The sequence below is a fragment of the Aeromonas sp. A600620 genome, assembly GCF_029479985.1.
In the GTDB taxonomy this organism is placed as follows: domain Bacteria; phylum Pseudomonadota; class Gammaproteobacteria; order Enterobacterales; family Aeromonadaceae; genus Aeromonas; species Aeromonas veronii_A.
Genome location: NZ_JAAKXB010000004.1, coordinates 218396 through 235704, shown reverse-complemented (window position 1 = coordinate 235704; position 17309 = coordinate 218396). Strand labels below are relative to the sequence as shown.

The following is a 17309-nucleotide window of genomic DNA, read 5'->3' as shown; positions in this document are numbered from 1 at the left end:
AAAGCATGAAGTTTGCATTTCCCATCCTCACAGCCACAGGGGAAGAGTTCAAAGATGTCAAAGCGCTGACAGTACTTATTAATGGCGAAAAGTCCGGTCATTATCTCCTTGGCAATCACAACAAATGGCATGGAGGTATTCATATCAGCGATCAGAGTGCCCCCTGGTGCAAGGATAAATATCCTGTCAGAGCCATTGCTGACGGCAAAGTCGTTGCTTTTCGGATGATGAAGGATTATCTGACCTCTGAGTTTCAGGGAGAGTCACTGCGTTATTCCAACTGCTTCTGCTTGGTCCAACACGAATATTGTGAAATCAATGCAGAAACAAAAGCTAAAAACGAGTTCACCTTTTATTCGCTCTATATGCACCTGTTGCCTTGGGATAAGTACCAAAGCACCGAGAAGCTGGTGTTGAAAAAGGGTTGGAATGCTCGCAATTCCGTCCCCCATTCGAATCCTGATGCAGAGCAGCTACGTGCCGATGCTGCCTTGCCCCGTTTCACTTTGCCTAAGGATACTGAACTGGAGATGGATAACAGCACTCCCTCCAAAAAGGGGAGTGTTGGGGGGAAGGAGTATGATTTCATCAAGGTGACCATCAAGAGCAAGCTGTCCAATGCCCAGATAAAAGAGGCTGAAAAGGCGGGTGTACTGGTCAGTGAAGGGAGTTCAGTCTGGATCGCCAATAGCCCGGATGCCGTGACCTTTATCAAGCCCAATGTGCCCACCTGGCTATTCGATCAGATAGATGCAGAGCTATTGAAGGACATGACTGGGCGTGCAGATCCTGTCTTGGATGATAAAAGTGGTCGCTTGATGGCTGGCAGTGGCAATGTCTCACTGCCTGCTGGCACCAAGTTGCAGTATGATGCCCACCAACTCGAATTCCATTGGATTGGTGATAAAGCGCGCAAAATGGCCAGATGCAAATATGTCATGCCGAGTGGGAGTGGCGCTCAGGGGAATTGTGGTCTCGCCTGGGTGTGCGTTGAAGATGAATTTATCAAAGCTAAAAGGCTTCCCCCCTCCCATCTCGACGAGCTATATGTGCTGCCATCTCCCGTGGCAATTGCTGCGGGTGAAACCATAGGCTATCTCGGCTTGGTGGAAACACCGGGGTCCCTGATTGGGGGCAAGCAAAGCAAGCATCAGGTCCATCTTGAGGTGTTCACCCAGGATCCCCGTCTGGACGATGTTCTGGCCAACAAGGCGGGAACGAAAGGTGGTGTAACCTATGCCAAAGTGCCTGCCGATTTGATCCTCCATGAGAAGAAGAGTGAGGCAGGCAAAGCCAAGTGGATGGCGACCAAGGATAAAAGCAAGGAAGTGCTGGTTGAATCACCCAAGCTGGAAAAGGATGCTGCCAAGCAGGAGTGGGTCTGTGTCTCATCAGATAAATATGTCAAGAAAGAGCAAGTTGAGTTATTGAGTCAGCATGACTGGTTGAAGATCGGTTTTAAAAAGGTCGATGGCTCAGACTCCGACGGCTATCTGGATCCTGACGCGCCCTCTACCTTCTTTACCGAATTGGTAAAAAGTTTCGATACTGATAAGAGTGGTGAGCTTAGCAGCGAAGAGATACAGACCGCTCTACAAAATAACGGTAATGCCGAACAACTTCATAATCTAATTGTGAAGCATCCCAGTGAATGGTACGAAAAATCATCAGCCAGTAGCTATGAATGGTTGGATAATCTTATGACCAAGATTGGCCTGCCAGACTTTGATTTATTAGTTGATCATGAAAAGCAGCGTATCGATAAGCTGGAGTGGATGCAGAGTGCAGCTAAATTAAAGCTTGGAGAAAACATATGGCATTTTCATCCGATGTGTATAATCGGATTGATGAATAAGATAGAAAACAACCTTATCACATTTGAAATGGTATTTGCTGCCAATTTGAACCAAGGGCGAGTTAATTGTGAAAAAATTCTTCCATACTTAAATGAATACGCTCGAATTTATAATTTAAGAGATATGAGAACGCTTGCTCACTTCTTATCTCAAGTCGGCCATGAATCTAACTTTGTTCCAATTAGTGAGAATTTAAAATATAGTCCTAAGGGTATGAGGAGGATTTTTGGTTGCAAAGGTGGGCCCAAAAATTATGATCCTTTGAAGGATGATGCTACTGAGGGAAGGTTAAGACCGAAACTCTGGACAGAAGAGAGCAAGTATGCATTTAACCCAGAGGCTCTAGGAAGTTATGTTTATGCTAGTAGAGAGGGAAGCGGTAATGGTGATGAAGCATCGGGTGATGGTTATAAATATCGCGGCAGGGGATTAATTCAAATCACATTCAAGGATGCATATAAAAAATTCACAAAAGAGCACAATAAAAGAAACCCTGAGGATTTAAAAGATTTTGTGCTTTCTCCTGATGATGTGCTTGAACTTAGATATGCTACCGAATCAGCATTTTTCTTCTGGTTTGTATATAAAAAAGATTTAAATAAGGTCGCTTCTACAGGGACTGTTAGTGAGGTAACTAAAATTGTAAATGGTGGGAAGAATGGATATGCTGATAGACTAATGAGATTTAATTCTGTTGCTTCTGTAATTGGTATAAAGAAAAGTAATGAATAGAATGGTGGTTTTCATGAGTATACGTAAATGTCTTTTTGTTATTTGCACTTCTTTTGTATGCTTTTTTTCTTATGCGGGAGAGGTAATACAAGGTCCCTATAAAATAAGTCATGACACTGATTCTATTAGTGTTGAAAAAAGTAGCGATGAAGATTGTCCTGTAAACCTAATCGTATCTGGCAATAAGACATCCTATGTTATGGATAAGTTATGTATCAATGGTGATTTTCCAAATGTTAGGAGTGTTTTTTTTGCTAGGTTGGGAGGTGTAAACTATATTGGCACAATCGTTTCTTGGTATAACAAACATCAGGCTGAGGGGATAGATCAAACAGATTATCAGGTGACGATGTATAAAAAAAACAAAAGCGGGATTTATGTGCTTGATAAAGAAAAAAATAATGATGCATCTTTTTATGGAACAGAAGATGGTACCGGTGATGGAAGTTATAGATTTAATGCCGCTTCGGCAGTAAAGAAATATTTAATGGGGAAATATAACTAGGGCAGATGCGAATAAAATAAGAGTTCGATTCTAGTGATTACCAGACACCGGTATCGGCAAATTGTCTGGTTTGCGTTACTTTAGTGTATATTTCCTGCTGTATCAATTTCAGCCCCATCTTCGTGTGTGGTAGGGGGGTAGCTAGCCATTCTATTATTTGTGACAATGGTCAAATTATCCGCAAGGTCGGCTGTAGCAAATAAAAAGAAACCCGCCATGGGCGGGTGGAAGGATTGCAACACTAACCAGGAGGAGGTGTTACCAGGTAGACCCCACCTCTTCGGTAATAGTTCAATTTTATTGAAGTTTTTTCGTTTTCTGCGCAGGGTTTCCATCGGGATCTGCGGGGGAGGATGGGTTATCATTCTGCTCCCGTCATCCGATTGCAGAGGATCTATGCCCGCGTTTTCCTGGTTAGCGCTCTTTTTCGGCGCCTTCTATTTTGTCTACGGTGCTTACTTGCCGTTCTGGTCGCTCTGGCTGGAGGGGGTGGGCGTCAGCGCCGAGATGATAGGTCTCCTGCTGGGGGCGGGGATGGCGATCCGCTTTGCCGGCAACCTGATGGTGATGGGGCAGATCAAGGGGGCGGGCCATCTGTTGCCGGTTACCCGGTTGCTCTCCCTGCTCAGTCTGCTGGCGTTTCTCGGCTTCTATCTCAGTCATAACCTCTGGTGGCTGGTGGGCTTGACCCTGCTGGCGAACTTTATCTATCCGACCCTGATGCCGGTGGGGGAGGCGCTGGCGACCCGCATGGTGGTGCAGGCCCATCTCGATTACGGCAAGGTGCGGCTGTGCGGCTCCTTTGCCTTTATTGTCGCCTCTACCCTGGTGGGGGCGCTGGTGGGCAACTTCGGTAGTGACTGGATTTTGCACACCATGGTGGCGGGGCTGGCGCTGATGCTGCTGCTCAGCTGGCTGCCGCTCTATCCGGCGCCACAGGATAGTCAGGGCGAGCGCGCCAAGGCATCCTTGCTGGCAACCCTGCGCAGCCCATCGGTGCGCCGTTTCCTGCTGCTGACAGCTCTGCTGCAGGGGAGCCACGCCGCCTATTACGGTTTCAGCGCCATCTACTGGAAGGCGCAAGGGTATAGCGGCACTATCATCGGCTATCTCTGGGCGCTCGGGGTAGTGGCGGAGATCTGCATGTTCGCCGCCGACAAGCGTTTCCTGCAACGCTTTGGCGCCCAGAGTCTCTTTATCGCCGGTGCCATCGGTTGTGTGGTGCGTTGGGTATTGCTGGGGGCCTCGACCGAGTTGTGGGTACTGGTGCTGGGGCAGTTGCTCCACTCGGTGACGTTTGGCATGAGTCATCTCGGGGCGGTGCGTTTTATGACTCGCCAGCTGCCCGCCGAGCAGTTGATCCCGACCCAGGCGCTCTATGCGGCCCTAGGCCTCGGCATGACGGTGGCGGCTCTGATGGCACTCTGCGGCGTGCTGTTCGAGCCTCTCGGCGGCGGCATCTTCTTCCTGATGGTGCTGGTGGTCTTGCCGGTGTTCTTCCTGCGGCTGCGCCCCTTTGCGCCGTCTGCGCAGGAGAGGGCTCCAGCCTGATATTTGTCTATTTGAATCATCACCTAACAAAAGGGAGAGCCACGGCTCTCCCTTTTTCGTTGTCGCGGTTGCGCTGTTACTGCTGCTCGCCCAGATAGAGGCGGCTGAGGCGGCGCCAGGTATCCGAGCCGATGGTGCCAGCAAGCAGCTCATTGGATGCAGCATCAAAGCGGCCATCCGGCAGCCAGCCCAGTTGGGGCAGCAGTTGCGCCAGCGTCACGTCATTGTGTTGCAGCTCCCGCTCCAGCGCTTCCCAGAAGGCGCTCCCCTTGACGTAAAAGAGCGGGTAGTAGGAGCGATCGCCCGCCAGCACCTCGCGAGCCGCCCGATAGAGACCACTCTCGCGATGGGGCATTTGTTTGCCCCGCTCGGCCAGCTCGTTGACCGCCGTGACCTGATGCAGCCGAAAGCGGCGCAGCGCTTTGATGGCAAGGTATTCGGCGAGGCTCTCGTTGACCCAGGTGGGCTGTGGAGCAGTACGGCGAGCGCTGAGGATATGCACCGCCTCGTGGGCCGAGGTGCGCAGCAGGCGCAAGGGGGCCTGTGGCGTCGGCTTGCCAGCCTCGGTGGGGTAGTTGGCGACAAACACCTGATCTCCGGCTGCGCCGCCAAGGGAGCGGGTCGCCACATCCCGCCCCAGCCACACCAGTTGCCACGGGTGAGTGGGCGGATCCACATCGAGCTGGAAGGCCAGATAGTCGATGATCTCATTCAGTTGCTGCTGCAAGGCCGGCAGATCGAGCTGGTTGGCGGTCTCGTCATGGCTCAGCACCAGCCGCGGATCTGGCTTGGTGACGGGCACTGTGTCCAGACCAAACGGCAGGATCAGCGGCGGCTGGTTGACATCCGGCAGTGGTTGGCAGCTGCCATCCGGCAGACAAACCTTTCCTTGGCGACTCCCCATCTGGCGCACAAAGTTACCCCACTCGGCCAATAGCCACTGATTGGGAGCAAACAGCAGCGACTGTTGGGCCGAGGCATCAGCACCCTCTGCCGGAGCCGGTGTGAGCGTGATCTGCCAGCCGATCTCTTTGCAAGAGAAGGGCTGGTTGAGGGCAACCGGCTGGTTGTTTGCAAGGCAGATCAGCGCGGGGGAAACCGGCGTGGCACTGCCCGGCAACTGACGAGCGGGGAGCAGGGTAAAGGGAGATTTGCCCTGCATGGAGAGGCGCACTTGCAGCACATTGGCGCTGGCGCCCTGCTCGATAAGATAGCGGGGGCCGCTCGCGTCATTGCCAGCGCAGGCCCACAGCGGCAGCAGCCACAGGGCAAACAGGGTGATATGACGACTCATAAGAGGGTTAGCGCTCCTGCTCGTAGCCCAGCAGATCGCCGGGCTGGCAATTGAGTTCACGGCAGATGGCCTCCAGAGTGGAGAAGCGCACCGCCTTGGCGTGGCCATTCTTGAGGATCGAGAGGTTGGCCTCGGTGATGTCGATGCGCTGGGCCAGTTCGCGGGCGGTCATTTTGCGCTCTGCCAGCAGGGCATCGAGGCGGATGATAATGGGCATAGGATCCTCACACCGTCAGTTGCTGTTCATCGGCCAGCAGTTTGGCCTCGCGCATGACCCGTGCCAGCGCCGAGACGATCAATCCACCCAGCAGCAGCTGAAAGTTTGAGGAGCTGATATTGATGGTGCAGTACAGTTCAGGGCCATGCAGAGTGAGCACTATATCCAGCAGTGGCGTGGTGATGATCTCGGCGATGAAACTGGCACACAGCAGCAGTCCGATCATCTTGTAACGACGGATCTGGCCGAAGGTGAACAGCATAGCGCGTCGATAGCCACGAAACAGCTGGAGCAGTTGCCACAGGATGAGCATGAAAACTACATCAGGCAGCAGCATGACCAGGGTCGCCAGCAGGCGGGTTCCCATACTGAGGGAGTAGTCGGCAATCGAGGGGGCCGGAGTGGTCACTACTGGCGAGGGCATGTTCAGTGGGACATTGCTGAGTGTGGAACCGTCATTCACTGCCAGGGCATCGACCAGCTCCTGATGCAGATAGTCGTTGCCACCCAACAGGTGTGACCAGGCTCCCATGACGGTCATAAGTGGTGTGGCCACCAGTGCAAATAGCAGAACCCACTCGATCAGGCCGCTCATTCGTTCGAGCTTGTTGTGTTTCATCGTTTATCTCCAGATGGAATGTGACAGAAAGATTAGGGCCATGAACGGTGCTGCCAGCAGGGTCAGCAGCAGGAACCATTCGATGAGGTCGCTGATGTGTCCGAGCGTGTGGTGTTTCATCGTTTCACCTCTTGCTTGAAAGAGAAAGCTGGAGCGTGCGCGCATGAAATTATTGTTTATCAATAAACCGGCGCTAGTGTTTATCGTTTTACGATATAGTGTCAAGGCTAAATTTATTGAAAAACGATAAATTCAATCTGACTGCAGGGGGATGACTTTTGGCTGTCGCCTCTCTAGACTGGCGAGGTTGTATACAAAAGCTCAACATCTACAAGGGGTTATCGATGCACCAGGGATGGCTGCTGATCGGATTGTCGCTCACCTATCTTGGGCTGCTGTTTCTGATCGCCTTCGTGGCAGACAAGCACAAACGGCACCGTCTCAAGGGGCAACCGCTGCTCTACAGCCTGTCGCTGGCGGTCTACTGCACTTCCTGGACCTTCTTCGGCACAGTGGGGCAGGCGAGTGAATCCCCCTGGTCACCGGTGCCCATTTACCTTGGCCCCATGCTGGTCTTTCTGTTTGGCTGGCGGCTACTGGCCCGCCTTATTCTGGTGGCCAAGCGCGAGCACATCACCTCCATAGCCGACTTTATCGCCGCCCGTTACGGCAAATCCCAGCGGCTTGCCATGGTGATCGCCCTCATCGCCATCATGGGGATCCTCCCCTATCTGGTGTTGCAGCTCAAAGCCATCGTTACCGGGCTGGATCTGCTGATGGTCAACAGCGGCGGCATCAGCCCGACCAGCAACACCAGCGAATTGGCGCTCGGGGTCACTCTGCTGCTGGCGCTGTTCAGCATCCTGTTCGGCACCCGCCATCTCGATGCCACCGAGCATCACAGGGGGATGGTGGTAGCCATCGCCTTCGAGTCGGTGGTCAAATTGCTGGCCTTTATCGCGGTGGGGGGCTTCGCCCTCTGGCTGATCCTGAGCAAACCGGGCGAAGCTCACGAACAGGTGACCCGCGACTTTTTTGCGCAGGTGGTGGCGGTAAGCCCCGGCAACCTGCTGGAGCTTGCCATTTATACGGTGCTGGCGATGTGCGCCGTCATCTGCCTGCCGCGCCAGTTTCATGTGACTGTGGTGGAGAACAATCAGGGGCAGGATCTGCACTGGGCGCGCTGGATCTTCCCGCTCTACCTGTTCGTGATGGGGCTCTTTATCTGGCCGCTGGCGCTGGCGGGCAAGCAGTGGGTGGGGGCCGACATGGCCTCCGACACCTATGTGATCAGTTTGCCGATGGCACTCGGGTTCGATGGCATGGCGATGCTGGCGTTTCTCGGCGGCACCTCGGCGGCCACCGGCATGGTGATCGTCTGCACCATCGCGTTGGCGATCATGGTGAGCAACGATCTGGTGCTGCCGGTGCTGCTGCGCCGCTTCTGGCGGCAGGGGCGTGACGAGCGGCTGGTACGGCTGCTGTTGCAGGTGCGCCGTGGCGCCATCCTGCTGATCTTGCTGGCGGCCTGGGGGCTCTACCTCTGGCTCGGCGATCTCACCAGTCTTTCCCGTATCGGCTATCTCTCTTTTGGCGCGGTGGCCCAGTTTGCGCCGGCCCTGCTGCTCGGTCTCTACTGGCGTCACGGCAATCGCAAGGGGGTCTATCTTGGGTTGAGCCTCGGGGTGAGCCTCTGGTTCGTCACCCTGTTGGTGGAGAGCGGGCTGCTGGCCGGTTCACCGCTGGCTGAACTGTTGGCGCCGCCGGACTGGCCCGCGTTTCGCGAGCTGAGTCTCGGGGCCTGGTGCATCTTCCTGAGCCTGCTCTTCAACCTGCTCGGCTATGTGGCAGGCTCGCTTCTGTCGCGCCCTGCGGTGAGCGAGCGGCTGCAGGCGGCCAACTTTGTCGGCAAGCCGAGCCGCGATACCGCCGCCCTCTATCAGGCGCGGGTCTCGGTCAAGGAGCTGGAGATGCTGGCGGCTCGTTTTGTCGGCTCAAGCCGGGTCAAGCGCGCTTTTGGTCGCTTCGCCGGTGAGCGGGGCGGCACCCTTGCTCCGCAGATGCAGGCCTCGGCCGAGCTGATTGCCCACACCGAACGGCTGCTGGCGGGGGTGTTTGGCACCTCGTCGGCACGGCTGGTGCTTGCCTCTGCCCTGCAGGGGCGCAACATGCAGCTCGAGGAGATCGCCACCATCGTCGATGAGGCCTCCGACGTGTTTCGCTTCAACCGCGGCCTGCTGCAGGGGGCGATTGAGCATATCGGGCAGGGGATCTCGGTGGTGGACAGGGAGCTTCGGCTGGTCGCCTGGAACCGCCGCTACATCGAGCTGTTCCACTATCCGCCGGGGCTTATTCAGGCAGGGCGCCCCATTGAAGAGATCATCCGCTACAACGCGCAGCAGGGGCTTTGCGGCCCCGGCGATATCGAGGATCACGTGGCGCGGCGCGTCGCCTTTATGAAACGCGGCAGCGCCCATATCTCGGCGCGGGAGCGCCCGGACGGGCGGGTGATCGAGATGCAGGGCAACCCCATGCCCGCCGGTGGTTTCGTCATGACCTTTACCGACATCACCCCGTTTCGCGATGCGGAGCGGGTGCTGCGCGAAGCGAACGAACATCTGGAGGCACGGGTGGCCGAGCGCACCCGTGAGCTCTCCGAACTCAACCGCCAGCTGCTGCTGGTGAACCAGCAGGTGGAGCGGGCCAATCAATCCAAGAGCCGTTTTCTGGCGGCGGTCAGCCACGATCTGACCCAGCCCCTCAATGCTGCCAAGCTGTTTACCTCCTCCCTGCTGGAGATGTTGCCAGATGCTGGCGAGCAGGCCCGCATCGCCCGCCATATCGACGATGCGCTGGGGGCGACCGAGGATCTCATCACCGATCTGCTTGATATCTCGCGGCTCGAAGCGGGCAAGTTCAAGGCCAAGAAGCTCGACTTTGCCCTGCGCGATCTGCTCGACAACCTCAAGGCTGAGTTTGGCGTGTTGGCGCAGGCGGGGGGGATCCACTTCTCGGTGGTGGAGAGCAAGCATGCGGTACACAGCGATGTGCGGCTGCTGCGTCGGGTGCTGCAGAACTTCCTCACCAATGCGTTTCGCTACAACCCGGGTGGCCGGGTGCTGCTCGGTTGTCGCCGGATGGGGGAGAAGATCCGCATCGAGGTATGGGACAACGGCCCCGGCATCCCGCAGGACAAGCAGGAGGCTATTTTTGACGAGTTCTCCCGCCTCGATCACTCCCGCACCGCCAAGGAGCAGGGGCTGGGTCTGGGGCTCGCCATCGCCCGTGGCATCTCGCAGGTGCTCGGTCATCAGCTCACATTGCAGAGCTGGCCGGGCAAGGGATCGGTCTTTGCGGTGACCCTCAATCTGGCGACCCGGCCGGTCACGGCCCATCAGCTGGCGGCGCCGGTGGCGCGCGACAGCCAGCTGGAGGGGGTGGCCGTGCTCTGCATCGACAACGAGCGGGACATTCTGACCGCCATGAGCACCCTGCTTTGCCGTTGGGGCTGCGAGGTGCGCTGCGCCGTCGATCTGGCCGAAGCCGAGGCGCTGGTGGCGGAGGGGTTTGTACCGAGACTGGTGCTCTCTGACTACCACCTCGACGATGGCAAGACCGGGTTGGAGGCGCTCGCTGCGCTGCAACGAGTGTGTGGCGATGAACTGGGAGGCATCATCATCAGCGCCGATCGCAAGAGCGAGCTGCAGGCGCAGATCCGCGAGCGGGGGTATGGCTACATCAGCAAACCGGTCAAACCACTCAAACTGCGGGCCCTGATGAACAGCCTGCTGCTGAGTTAAACAGGGGGAGATGTTTCTTATGGCTCCATAAGGGGCTCAATAAAACCGGCTACCTTGTCGCGGATCTTGGGCTGGGCCGCAGGGGTGGGATGAATACCATCGTTCATCATAAGTTCAGGGCGCAGCGCAATATCATCCATGAAGAAGGGTAGCAGGGGCAGATCGTTAGCCTGGGCCAACTCGGGAAAGATCTGTTCGAACTGGCGCAGATAGCGGGCACCGTAGTTGCGGGGCAGCTGGATTTGGGTCAACACCACACGGGTCTGCTGCTCCTTGGCGAGCGCGATCATGCTGGCCAGATTCTGGCGGGTAATGGTCGGCGCGAAGCCACGCAGGCCATCGTTGCCCCCCAGTTCGATCAGAAGCCAGTCCGGCTTGTGCTCCTTCAGCAGAGCGGGCAGACGGGCCAGCGCCCCTTGTGTCGTTTCACCGCTGATGCTGGCATTGAGCAGGGTGTGTTTGCCCCCCTCTTCCTGCCATTTCTGGTTGAGCAGGGCAGGCCAGCTCTGCTCAACCTGCATCTGATAGCCGGCGCTCAGGCTGTCTCCCAGCACCAGCAGGGTCTGGGCCTGAGCCGACGAGAGCAGGCTGCCGAGGCCAACCAACAAGGCAAACAGAATACGCACCATCAATTCAACTCCCGCTATGGATTGTCATCAAGGGATTGGAACAAAGGATACAGAGCATGAGTTCAACCCCCATTATTGTCGTCAAGGGCCTCGGCAAATCGGTTCGCCTCGGCCAGGAAAGCCTCACCATCCTTGAAGGGATCGATCTGCAAGTCAATAGCGGCGAGACGGTGGCCCTGGTCGGCGCCTCAGGCTCCGGCAAGTCCACCCTGCTGGGATTGCTGGCAGGACTCGATCTGCCGAGTCAGGGGAATATAGAAATCCTCGGCAAATCCCTTGGCGAGCTGGATGAAGAGGGGCGGGCCCGATTGCGCGCCGAACAGATCGGTTTTGTGTTCCAGTCGTTTCTGCTGCTCCCGACCATGACTGCGCTGGAGAATGTGATGCTGCCTGCCGAGCTGCGTGGCGAGCGCCACTGCGAGCCGAGGGCCCGCGAGCTGTTGGCGGCAGTCGGGCTTGGCGAGCGGTTGCACCATCTGCCGCCACGGCTCTCCGGCGGCGAGCAGCAGCGGGTGGCCATCGCTCGCGCCTTTATGACCCGTCCCAGCCTGCTGCTGGCGGATGAGCCGACCGGCAACCTCGACAGCAAGACCGGCGAGAAGGTGATCGAGCTGCTGTTTGAACTCAATCGCAAGCACGGCACCACCCTGGTGGTAGTGACCCATGATCATCAGCTGGCCGAGCGTTGCCAGCGGCAACTGGTCATGACGGCGGGCAGACTGGATCGCGAGGTGGCCCATGATGTGGTGTAACGGGGTGAGCTGCGGATCAGGCGGGAGATACAAGGGATGATGCAGTGGCGATTGGGATGGCGGCTGCTTCGCCGGGAAGGTTTCAGCGGCGAGCTGCGCTGGTTTGTGCTGGCGCTGGCCCTGAGCGTGGCGTGCGTCTTGAGTGTGGCGCTGGTAGCGGATCGGCTCGATGCCGGACTCAAGGCGTCAGGCCGCGACTTTATCGGGGCGGATCGGGTGCTGCGCACCGCCGCCGCCCTGCCGGATGGCTGGCTGGCCCGAGCGAAACTGGATGGCTTGGCGGTGCAGACCACCGTCAGCTTCAACAGCATGCTGTTTCACGGCGATGCGTTGCAGCTCGCCTCCATTCGGGCGGTGCCCGATGGTTTTCCCTTCTATGGCAAGCTCACTCTGGAACCGGCCCGCGCCCCGGCCCCCGGCGAGATCTGGCTCTCCGCCCGGGTGATGCAGCTGCTCAAGGTCAAAACGGGGGATGAGCTGGAGGTGGGCAATACGGTGCTCAAGGTGGCTGGTCTGCTTGGCGAGGAGCCGGATCAGGGTTTCAGCCCCTTCTTGCTGGCGCCGCGTGCACTGATCCATAGCGCAGATATCGAGGCGACCGGCGCTCTGCTCCCCGGCAGCCGCCAGCAGTGGCGCTATCTGTTCAAGGGGCCGCGGGAGCCGCTTGCTCGTTACGAACAGTGGTTATTGCCGCAGTTGCAGGCCGGACAGAAGTGGATCAAACCGGATGACAGCGAATCCCGTGTCGGCCGCTCGCTGGCCAATGCCGAGCGTTTCTTCCGGCTTGCTTCCCTAAGCGGGGTATTGCTGGGGGCGTTGGCGATGGGGATCGCGGTGCGCCACTTTGCCGAGCGCCAGACCAATATGGTGGCGCTGCTCAAAACCCTGGGGGCATCCCGTCGCTCGCTCTGGCAACTGATGGGAACCCTGCTGCTGTCGTTGACGCTGATCGGCGCGTTGCTGGGTCTGGTCGCGGGTACGGCCATGCAGTGGATCACCTTGCAACTGCTGGGGGACCTGCTGCCGCCGGATCTGCCGCCTCCCTCTTGGCGCCCCTTTGCCCTGGGAGTAGCGGTGGCGCTCTTTATCACCCTGCTGCTCGCTTTTGTGCCCTTCTTGCGGCTGCTGAAAGTGCCGCCGCTGCGGGTATTGCGTCGGGAGCTGGAGGCGGGCATTCCCCCCTGGCTGGCCCTGCCGGTCGGGTTGCTCGGGCTGTTTGCGCTGGTTTGGGGCTTTACCGCCGATGTGCGGCTGGCGCTGGGTCTGGTGGGTGGCATGGGCTTGCTGATGGGGCTGCTGGCCCTGCTGGCGGCGCTGATGTTGCGGCTGGGAGCAAACGTGAACGGGCCTCATGCCTTGCGGTTGGCGCTGGCCCACCTGTCGCGCGAGCGCAGCAGCGGCCTGTTCCAACTGGCGGGCTTTGCGCTGGCATTGATGCTGTTTGGCTTGCTCTGGGCGGCAAGGGTCGATCTGCTGGATGAGTTTTCGGCTCGTCTTCCCGTCGATGCACCCAACCGTTTTCTGGTCAATGTGGCCGAGAATGAGCGGGAGGGGATCCTGAGCGAGCTGGCGGCAGCCGGGGCCACCACCTCCGACTTCTATCCCATGGTGCGCGGCAGGCTGACCCATATTGCCGGTGAGGCGGTGGGCGAGGGGGCCAGCAGTGGCCGCGAGGGGGTAGATCGGGAGCTCAACTTCACCACCACGGCTACCCTGCCAACCGACAACAAGCTGGTGGCCGGGAAGTGGCTTGCCGGGTCCGGCGAGGTGTCGGTGGATAGCGAGTTGGCCAAGCGACTCGATATCAAGCTGGGGGACATGCTCGCCTTTACTATCGAGGGGCGCAGCTTCGGCGCCAGGGTCACCAGTCTGCGCAGCATCAAGTGGGACAATATGCGGCCCAACTTCTACATGATCTTCTCCGAGGATCTGCTGGCACCCTTCTCCCGTACCTGGCTTGGCAGCTACCGGCTGCCCGAGGCGGGGCGCACTGCCGAGGTGGAGTTGATCCGCCGCCACCCCACGGTGAGTCTTATCGATGTGGATGACCTGATTGCGCGGCTCACTCAGGTATCGGAGCAGGTGAGCCGGGCACTGGCGCTGATGCTGGGGCTGGTGACAGTGGCCGCGCTGCTGGTGCTGCTGACCCAGACCCAGGCCAGCATGGCTCAGCGTCGGCGCGAACTGCTGCTGATGCGCACCCTGGGTGCCAGCAGCGAACTGCTGAAAAAGATGCTGCGTTGGGAGCTGGTGGCCAGTGGTGCGCTTGCGGGGCTCTGCGCCGCCATGGTGGTGGAGCTCTGCTCCTTTGGCCTGCAGTGGTGGTGGTTCGAGGGGGTGTGGCAGTTCCACTGGGCCATCTGGCTTGGCCTGCCGACTCTGGGGGCGCTGTTGGTGACGCTGGCGGGGCAGGGGATGCAGCGCCAGCTGCTGGCTGGCACCCTGAGCGATCGGCTGCGGGGGCTGGGTCAGGGACTGTTGTAATCCGGCCAGCGCGAGCCGATACACACAAGGTGCAATAGCGCAGCCGCAATAAGCAAGCAGCCCGGCCTTGGTCGGGCTGCTTGCTATGCGAGGTGCTGACGAGTGGACGCAGCGAACAGGTGTGAGTTAGCGGGGCTCGCGCAGCAGATTGGCGAGGGCACTCGGCAGCTCGGGATAGCTGAAGTGGAAACCGGCCTGTTGTAGCCGAACTGGTATCACCTTTTGTCCGGTCAGCAGCAGATCTGCCGCCTCCCCCATCACCAGTTGCAACAGCGGCGCCGGGACGAAGAAGAGGTGTGGACGGTGCAGCGTGGTGGCAAGGGTCTGGCTGAACTCCCGGTTGCTGACCGGATGGGGCGCAGTGCCGTTGAAGATGCCGCTGCACTCTTCGTGCTCCAGTATGAACAGGATGGCGCGCACCAGATCCTGCACATGGATCCAGCTCATCATCTGGCTGCCCGACCCCATGGGGCCGCCGAGTCCGAGTCGGTATGGGGGGAGCATTTTGGGTAGCGCTCCCCCATCCATGCCGAGCACCAGCCCGATCCGCACGATACAGACCCGGGTCTGCTTGCTTTGTGCTTCCAGTGCCAGGGTCTCCCACTGTTGGCAGAGTTGGTGGGTGAACTCGTCGTTGGGAGAGCGGCACTGCTCGTCGAGGGTTTCGGTGCCCTGTCTGCCATACCAGCCGATGGCGGAGGCGTTGATCAGCACCTTGGGCGGCGTTGTGGAGAGCTTGATGAGATCAACCAGCTGCTCGGTCAGCAGCCAGCGGCTGTCGCAGAGCAGCTGTTTACGCGATTCGCTCCAGCGTCCGGCGGCGATGGGTTCACCCGCCAGATTGATCACTGCGTCCACGTCATTGAGGTCATCGAGCCGGTCAAGGTTATCCAATACCTTGATATCGTGACCGAGCAGGGAGTAGGCGCGGCTCCCCTGCCTGCTCAATACCACGACCTCGTGATTGACCTTGAGATGGGCAACCAGCTTGCGGCCGATAAAGCCGGTTCCTCCGGTAATCAGAATCTTCATCGTTGCACGCTCCTGCTGCCGTTTGCTCTACTCTAATGGCGTCGTCCTCCTTCAACAAGTGGACGAGTTTGACACGTTTTGTTCATTCGACTGATGTTAACTCTATCCTCTTCTTGCGACATATTGTTGAACAATAGTTTGAATTGATTGATTTTTGTCGGGTGGACATTTGTTGTTCAATCGCTATTATGGCGACCCTTTCGCCTGTCCACCGGGGCTGTCACCCACCATCCGAGCATCAAAGAGGCCGCCATGCCATTTCGTCGTTTGAAACTTCGCCAGCTTTACTCGAGGATTCTGGTGGCACTACTGATGGGGGGCGGGATCCTGCTGCTGGGGGTTGTTGCCGTTATCTGGCAGACAGTGACCGAGATAGAGCATGATTCTGATTCACGCTTGCAGCATGCCCGGATGATGTTTGATCGCTCCATCGGCCATGCCCGGCAAGCGGCCATCAATGTGGAGGGGATGCTTGGTCACCCCTGCAAGGAGGCGGCACAACTGCTGCGCGAACAGGTGGCCACTGTGCCTGATGTCCGCTCTGCCAATCTGGCTATAGGAAATCGTATCTATTGCACCTCGCTCTATGGTGACTACGATGGCCCCTTCAACCCTGACAGTTATGTGGATGGCAGGCTGCAACTGCTGCCAGGCAATGAGGTCACACCGGATCGCCCCCTGATCGTGCTGCGCCACGAAACGGACAAGGGGAGTGTGCTGATCGGTGTGGATGGCTACTACCTGCGCAATACCCTGGAGATCTCCAGCAAGAACTCCCCGATGGCTCTGGTGGTGGGGCAGAGGGCACTGTTTGGCTCAGGTCAGTTCGGGGCGGCGCCCTCTCCGGCAGAAGAGGGTTATATTGCCCTCGCTTCGGCCGATTTCCCCTATCAGGTCGTCACCCGGATCACGGTGCATGATTACTTGAGCCACGCATGGCGCTACTCCAGAGATACCTTGATCCTCTCTCCACTGCTGGCGCTGCTGATTGGATTCGGCACCTTCAGGCTGATGGGGCGTAGCAGCTCACCAGCGGAGGAGCTCAAGCGGGCGTTGATCGAGGAGGAGTTTATCCCCTACCTGCAGCCGGTGGTCTCCGGTGAGGATGAGCAGTGGCGTGGCTGTGAGGTGCTGATGCGCTGGCAGCATCCCAAGCAGGGGATGATCTCGCCGGATCGCTTTATCCCGCTGGCGGAAGATAGCGGCCTGATCGTGCCCATGACCAGCCTGTTGATGGCCGAGGTGCGTGACCACTTCTCCCCTTATGCCCGCAAGCTGCCGGCAAAGTTTCATTTTTGCTTCAATATCAGCGCCAAGCACTTCCAGGATCTCGACCTGTTGGCTGACTGCAAGGCCTTTCTCGACGCGTTTAAGGACAATCCCGTTGATTTGGGGTTGGAGCTGACGGAGCGGGAGCTGCTGGTGGCTGATGAGACAACCGCCCGGATGTTTGCCGAGTTGCGCAAACTGGGCGTGTTGATCGCTATCGATGACTTTGGCACCGGTCACTCCAGTCTGACCTATCTGCAGCAGTTTCAGGTCGATGCAATCAAGATTGACCGTAGCTTTGTAGAGATGATCGGTACGGATGCACTCTCCAGCCATATCGTTGAAAACGTGATTGATCTGGCGAAGCGACTTGAATTGATCCTGATCGCGGAGGGGGTCGAGAAGCAGTCGCAGGCGGACTACCTGCGGGCTCGCCACGTTGACTATCTGCAAGGATATCGCTACGGCCGCCCCATTCCGATGAAGCAGTTTTGCAAGACCCTGTTTGGCTGAACGGGTGAATGGGGAGCATAAAAAAAACCAGCGAGCGCTCGCTGGTTTTTTGTTAA

General features: G+C 57.9%; 12 protein-coding genes. 7 read left to right on the top strand and 5 right to left on the bottom strand.

Translation table 11 applies throughout. The features are described from left to right. The first annotated feature begins 5 nt into the window (after positions 1-5). From G5533_RS07870 to G5533_RS07860, 3 genes are all read left to right on the top strand, one after another. Positions 6-2588, top strand: coding sequence for a glycoside hydrolase family 19 protein (locus tag G5533_RS07870; protein ID WP_309506818.1), 2583 nt, complete (start codon positions 6-8; stop codon positions 2586-2588). Positions 2589-2601: 13 nt separating this feature from the next. After that, positions 2602-3093 carry a hypothetical protein gene (locus G5533_RS07865; RefSeq protein ID WP_441254680.1) on the top strand — a complete coding sequence of 164 codons (492 nt, stop codon included), beginning with the start codon at positions 2602-2604 and terminating at the stop codon, positions 3091-3093. A 396-nt stretch (positions 3094-3489) separates the two neighbouring features. Further along, on the top strand, positions 3490-4644 hold the full coding sequence (locus tag G5533_RS07860) for a 3-phenylpropionate MFS transporter (protein WP_376902368.1): 1155 nt from the start codon (positions 3490-3492) through the stop codon (positions 4642-4644). A gap of 76 nt (positions 4645-4720) precedes the next feature. Here the strand turns inward: G5533_RS07860 and G5533_RS07855 are convergent, their stop codons facing one another. Genes G5533_RS07855 through G5533_RS07845 form a run of 3 tightly spaced genes read right to left on the bottom strand, consistent with a single transcriptional unit; the run spans position 4721 to position 6774 of the window. Then, the gene (locus tag G5533_RS07855) at positions 4721-5938 is read right to left on the bottom strand and encodes a hypothetical protein (RefSeq protein WP_441254679.1); all 1218 of its coding nucleotides are present in this window, start codon (positions 5936-5938) and stop codon (positions 4721-4723) included. Between the two features lie 7 nt (positions 5939-5945). Next, entirely contained in the window at positions 5946-6155 is a 210-nt protein-coding gene (locus G5533_RS07850; RefSeq protein ID WP_005348179.1) for a helix-turn-helix domain-containing protein, read from the bottom strand. Positions 6156-6162: 7 nt separating this feature from the next. Next, the gene (locus G5533_RS07845; RefSeq protein ID WP_441254678.1) at positions 6163-6774 is read right to left on the bottom strand and encodes a DUF2975 domain-containing protein; all 612 of its coding nucleotides are present in this window, start codon (positions 6772-6774) and stop codon (positions 6163-6165) included. A gap of 344 nt (positions 6775-7118) precedes the next feature. Between G5533_RS07845 and G5533_RS07840 the strand changes: the two genes are divergently transcribed. Then, complete coding sequence (locus G5533_RS07840; protein ID WP_421312758.1) at positions 7119-10574, top strand: hybrid sensor histidine kinase/response regulator; 3456 nt, start codon at positions 7119-7121, stop codon at positions 10572-10574. Between the two features lie 17 nt (positions 10575-10591). Here G5533_RS07840 and G5533_RS07835 read toward each other — a convergent pair whose 3' ends face one another. Further along, positions 10592-11203, bottom strand: coding sequence for an arylesterase (locus G5533_RS07835; RefSeq protein WP_421312759.1), 612 nt, complete (start codon positions 11201-11203; stop codon positions 10592-10594). 56 nt (positions 11204-11259) lie between these two features. Between G5533_RS07835 and G5533_RS07830 the strand changes: the two genes are divergently transcribed. Next, the gene (locus G5533_RS07830) at positions 11260-11955 is read left to right on the top strand and encodes an ABC transporter ATP-binding protein (protein ID WP_421312760.1); all 696 of its coding nucleotides are present in this window, start codon (positions 11260-11262) and stop codon (positions 11953-11955) included. A gap of 36 nt (positions 11956-11991) precedes the next feature. Next, complete coding sequence (locus G5533_RS07825) at positions 11992-14439, top strand: ABC transporter permease (protein ID WP_421312761.1); 2448 nt, start codon at positions 11992-11994, stop codon at positions 14437-14439. Positions 14440-14565: 126 nt separating this feature from the next. Here the strand turns inward: G5533_RS07825 and G5533_RS07820 are convergent, their stop codons facing one another. Continuing rightward, entirely contained in the window at positions 14566-15471 is a 906-nt protein-coding gene (locus G5533_RS07820) for a TIGR01777 family oxidoreductase (RefSeq protein WP_216953000.1), read from the bottom strand. A gap of 252 nt (positions 15472-15723) precedes the next feature. Here G5533_RS07820 and G5533_RS07815 point away from each other — a divergent pair, with 252 nt between their 5' ends. Next, entirely contained in the window at positions 15724-17253 is a 1530-nt protein-coding gene (locus G5533_RS07815; protein WP_201946350.1) for an EAL domain-containing protein, read from the top strand. Positions 17254-17309: the final 56 nt, after the last annotated feature.